The sequence below is a fragment of the Dethiosulfatibacter sp. genome, from assembly GCF_983023055.1.
Genome location: NZ_CEZJXU010000091.1, coordinates 1 through 5303 on the forward strand (window position 1 = coordinate 1; position 5303 = coordinate 5303).

Genomic DNA, 5303 nt, shown 5'->3' on the forward strand with positions numbered 1-5303 from the left:
GGACCTGTCACCATATTGCTGGACAGTACAAAGCTGCTGTAACTAAATAAATAAATAAAAAAAGTAATGCAGCTTTATTTCACAACAAGTTCCGTACTAATTCATATAACATTTGAAATACAATTGAACCGTTTGTATTTCAAATAACACATGAATTAACTCAACTAAAGTTGTGATATAAAACTAGGAGGAAAAAATGATAATTGAAAATATAGTAGTGGGAAGCTACATGGTAAACTGTTATCTTACAGGAGATTCAGATACCAAGGAAGTAATTATAATAGACCCTGGATTTAGTCCTGACCAGATAATCGAGGCCATTGAAGGAAATGCCTTCAAGCCAGTTGGAATAGTACTTACACACGGACATGGAGACCATATAGGCGCCGTAGAGGAATTAATAGCAAAATACAAGATACCTCTATACGTACATAAATTTGATGATGAACTCATCAGAGGCGGATCAAGCAGCTTCACAAAAATGATGTTCGGCAGGGAAATAATCCTTAAAGCAGACAAGTACCTTGGCGAAGGGGATACAGTTACAGTAGGAAAAATGGAATACAAGGTTCATCATACTCCTGGACATACTCCTGGAGGCATCTGTCTTGTTTGCGAAGATGCAATATTCTCAGGAGACACATTGTTCAGAGGAAGCATAGGAAGAACAGATTTTCCTGGAGGTTCATACGAACAAATTATCAATTCCATTAAAACTAAGATTCTTCAATATCCTGATGATACAAGGGTATATCCTGGACACAACACCTCTTCTACCATTGGGTATGAAAAGAAAAACAATCCTTTTCTGAAATAATGATTAGATTAACAATAAACAGTGAAAAATATTTTGACACTTTATTCAACACTGTTAGAATATTTGAAAAGTCCGATAGGGTCAGTATAAACTCAAATGACTTTAACGCTGACAAAGACAGTATAGAAAATGATGATAAAGCAATACATATAGATATAAATCTGGATATGGAATGCACGGCAGTGTCAAAACTAGCTGTGGATTCCATCTTTGTATGTGATGAAACAACTTCTTTGGAAGACCTTGAATTTTTAAAGACGGAAGAGAAAAGCAATATCCAGGTTCTGTTGCGACACAATCTATATAGATTGCTGTCTAAATATTATAAAAAAACATATTCCTATGGAATACTAACAGGCATAAGACCTGTAAAAATAATAAGGATTGCAGCAGGGAAAGGCTATGACAGAAATTATATTTCACGGGTTCTAAAAAACACTTTTCTTTTGAAGGAAAGCAGAATTGAAAATCTTTTCAAGGTATATGAAACTGAAAAGAATCTTTTATATAAAGATAAGAAAAATGCAAGTCTATATATTGGTATTCCTTTTTGTCCAACTAAATGCAAATACTGCTCCTTCACATCCTATGTAGGCAAAAGCGAAGATGAAATAGAGGATTACATTGATATTCTAACTAGAGAACTCGGGTACAACGCTGATATATCAAGTGAATTTGATCTAAGTATTCAAAGTATTTATATTGGTGGAGGTACTCCTGGAATACTTAATGAAAAAATGACATATAAGCTTCTCGACAACATAAGGCGAAACTTTAAAACAAAGGACAATCTTGAATTTACAGTTGAATCCGGCAGGCCTGAGACAATAACAAAAGAAAAGCTTTCAATCATGAAAGACATGGGAGTAAACAGAATAAGTATCAATCCACAGACAATGAACGACAATACATTGAAGCTTGTAAACAGGGACCATACTGCAAAAGATATTATGAGAGCCTTTGATATTACAAGGACGGCAGGCTTAAAAGCTATAAATGCAGACTTCATAATAGGACTACCGGGTGAGGGAATAGATGATGCATCTAGGAATCTTGAATTCATAAAAGAATACAGACCGGAAAATGTAACGGTTCACAATCTAGCAATAAAAAGAGGTTCGTATTACCATAATAAAAATTATGTCGACCAACGATTTGATAAGGTTCTTGATGAAATAAACGACTTCTACAAGGAAAGCCTAGAGGAACTAGGGATGAATATATACTACCTATACAGACAGAAAAACATACGAAATAATGCAGATAATTTTGGCTATACCCATAAGGGATTCGAATCTATTTACAATATAAACATCATTGAGGAAATTCAGACCATTCTTGCTATGGGAGCAGGCTCGGCTACAAAAATTGTGGATCCATATAAAAACAAGATTCATCGGGTAAGTAACAACAAGGACCTTAAAACATACAGTGAAAAACTTGAGCAGGTTTATATGGTGAAAAAAAAATTAATTTCTCAAATATTGACAGATAACAAATAATATGTTAATTTATGAAAAACGACTACTAATAATCCTGAGGAAGAGTAATAATGTAAAGCAAGATAGAAAGCTGGTGATGATGGAAATCCGGTTTGCAGACCTTTGTGAAGACACCTCGACGAAAAGGGATTTTAAATGAGCGGGACTTGAATAAGTCCAATTAGGGTGGCACCGCGGGAAATTTCTCGTCCCTATTTATAGGGACGATTTTTTATTTTTTGACCAGTATAACTGCCAGAGCAGTTATGCTGGCGTGAAGGAAAGTTTCCTTTAAAGCATAAAACCAACGCTCCAAGGGTTTATGCATATTTACTTTCCTGAACTGCACGAAATAACTGCCAGAGCAATTATGCAGGCGTGAGGAAAAATTTCCTTTAAAGCATAAAACCAACGCTTAAAGGGTTTATGCATATTTTATTTTTCCGAGCTGCGCAGATGCAAAATAACTTCATTTGAAAAAATAGTAAAAAAACAGGAGGATGAAATGGATAAGTTAGGAACAACAAGAAGAACCATAAAATGCGGAAATCTTAGAAGCAGCAATATTGGAGACAAGGTTACTGTAATGGGATGGGTACAGAAGAAAAGAAACCTGGGAAGCCTAGTTTTTATAGATATAAGAGACGTGGCTGGAATAGTACAGGCAGTATTTGACGAGGATCTCAACAAAGAATCCTTTGAGAAGGCATCGGAAGTTAAAAGCGAGTATGTAATTACCGTAACTGGAAATGTAAGGGAAAGACAATCTAAAAATAATAAAATGCCTACTGGTGATATTGAAATATATGCAGAAGAAATAAAAATACTAAGCGTTTCTGAAACTCCACCTATATATGTAAGGGATAACGATGATGCTTCAGAGATAATGAGACTTAAGAACAGATTTCTTGATCTTAGAAAGCCACACATGCAAAATAACCTTATAACTAGAGCAAAGACAACTAAGGTAATCAGGGAATTCATGTATGACAACGAATTTCTTGATATTGAAACTCCAGTACTTAATAAGCCTACTCCTGAGGGAGCAAGGGACTATCTTGTACCGAGCAGGGTAAACAAAGGATCTTTCTATGCCTTGCCACAGTCACCACAGATATTCAAACAGCTTTTAATGGTGTCGGGATACGATAGATACTATCAGGTTGTTAAATGCTTCAGAGACGAGGATTTAAGAGCTAACAGACAACCTGAATTCACGCAGCTGGATATGGAAATGTCTTTTGTTGATATAGAGGACATAATTTCAATTAATGAAAAACTAATTCAGAAAATTTTCAAGGAAGTAATCGATCTTGACGTTACTTTACCAATTGCCAGAATGTCATATGACGAGGCTATGAACAGATACGGTTCAGACAAGCCGGACCTTAGATTCGGTTATGAATTCAAAGACCTTACTGAAATTTTCAAGGAATCGGAATTCAATGCATTCAAGGCTAATACAGTTGAAGGAAATTCAGTTAAGGGTATTGTAATAAACAAGAGTGCCGATGACTTTTCAAAGAAAAAGATTTCAAAGCTGGAAAAATTCGTAAAGACATATAATGCAAAGGGACTTGCATGGGCTAAAATAGAAGAAGGGGAACTGGTTTCACCTGTTGCAAAATTCCTAAGTGATGAAGAGAAAAATGGACTCGTTAAAACGCTTAATCTAGAAGAAAAAGACATGGTATTCATAATCGCCGACAAGAATTCCGTTGTAAACAACTCTCTAGGTGCCTTAAGAAAGAAAATAGCTGTAGACCTTGATAAAATCGACAAGTCAAGATTTGAATTCCTTTGGATTACAGACTTTCCACTTTTCGAATATGACGAAGAAAATGAAAGATACGTTGCGAAGCATCATCCATTTACCAGCCCTGTAGAAGAAGACTTGGACATGCTTGAAACAAATCCTTCAGAAGTAAGAGCAAAAGCCTACGATATGGTAATAAATGGAGATGAAATAGGTGGTGGAAGTATAAGGATTACAGATAGAGCTCTTCAACAGAGAATGTTTAAGGCTTTAGGACTTTCAGAAGAGGAAGCTGAAGCCAAATTTGGATTCCTTCTCAACGCCTTCAGATATGGAGTGCCGCCACATGGTGGAATAGCTTATGGAATAGACCGAATGGTAATGACTCTTACAGGAAGCGAAAATATTAGAGACGTAATAGCATTTCCTAAAACTCAAAGTGCAACATGTCTTCTTTCAGGAGCACCAACTGATGTTGATGAAGATCAACTTAAAGAACTTGGCATAAAACTGGATATAGAAAAATAAATGAATCCTTGGTCTAGACTCGAAATAATCTACGGTATTGAAAATGTCAAAAGATTCAAAGAGGCAAATGTGATGATAGCAGGACTTGGTGGAGTGGGAAGCTACTCTGCCGAGGCTATATGCAGAAGCTTTGTAGGGAAGATGACTATTGTGGACTTTGATACCTATGACATAACAAATCTCAACAGACAGCTCCATTCAACAGTGGAAAATATAGGAAGAAGCAAGGTTGATGTAGTGGAGGAGAATATTCTATCCATAAATCCCAATATTGCAATAAGAAAATATAATAGCAAAATTGATGAAAAAAACATTGATATTTTTTTAAAAGATGATAAAGTTGATTATGTAATTGATGCCATAGATGATGTCAATGCAAAAATACTACTCATAGAATTCTGCATAAGAAACAATATCAAGATCATAAGCTGTATGGGTACTGGAAACAGAACAAACCCCCAATCCTTCAGGATAGCAGACATACATAAGACCATAAACTGTCCTCTGGCGAAAAAACTCAGGAAAGAATTGAAGTCGAGGGGAATAAAAAAGCACAAGGTGGTTTTTTCCGAAGAACTTCCACGGAAGTCTGTAGAGACAAACATAATAGGAAGCAATTCCTTTGTACCCTCATCAGCAGGACTTCTTCTTGCATCCTATGTGATTAATGATATAGCGAAACTGTGAGCGGTTATTAAGCTAATAAAAAGAAAGAAGTGAT

At 35.7% G+C, this 5303-nt stretch carries 4 protein-coding genes; all 4 read left to right on the forward strand.

Going from position 1 to position 5303, the window contains the following annotated elements:
- Positions 1-196: 196 nt before the first annotated feature.
- The 4 genes from AC3AX0_RS04800 to AC3AX0_RS04815 all read left to right on the forward strand — a co-directional run bounded on the left by AC3AX0_RS04800 (position 197) and on the right by AC3AX0_RS04815 (position 5269).
- Positions 197-817: an MBL fold metallo-hydrolase gene (locus AC3AX0_RS04800; RefSeq protein ID WP_487549170.1), complete on the forward strand. Its 621-nt coding sequence runs from the start codon at positions 197-199 to the stop codon at positions 815-817.
- A complete protein-coding gene (gene hemZ, locus AC3AX0_RS04805) occupies positions 817-2319 on the forward strand; it encodes a coproporphyrinogen dehydrogenase HemZ (RefSeq protein WP_487549171.1) in 1503 nt (500 codons plus the stop codon). The genes AC3AX0_RS04800 and hemZ overlap by 1 nt, the downstream gene beginning before the upstream one ends.
- Before the next feature lie 484 nt (positions 2320-2803).
- Positions 2804-4582: an aspartate--tRNA ligase gene (gene aspS / locus AC3AX0_RS04810; protein ID WP_487549172.1), complete on the forward strand. Its 1779-nt coding sequence runs from the start codon at positions 2804-2806 to the stop codon at positions 4580-4582.
- A complete protein-coding gene (locus tag AC3AX0_RS04815) occupies positions 4583-5269 on the forward strand; it encodes a tRNA threonylcarbamoyladenosine dehydratase (RefSeq protein ID WP_487549173.1) in 687 nt (228 codons plus the stop codon).
- Positions 5270-5303 lie beyond the last annotated feature (34 nt).

Bases quoted from the DNA above. Each gene is read 5' to 3' on its own strand.
- AC3AX0_RS04800 (WP_487549170.1), top strand. From the start codon at position 197: ATGATAATTGAAAATATAGTAGTGGGAAGCTACATGGTAAACTGTTAT.
- hemZ (WP_487549171.1), top strand. From the start codon at position 817: ATGATTAGATTAACAATAAACAGTGAAAAATATTTTGACACTTTATTC.
- aspS (WP_487549172.1), top strand. From the start codon at position 2,804: ATGGATAAGTTAGGAACAACAAGAAGAACCATAAAATGCGGAAATCTT.
- AC3AX0_RS04815 (WP_487549173.1), top strand. From the start codon at position 4,583: ATGAATCCTTGGTCTAGACTCGAAATAATCTACGGTATTGAAAATGTC.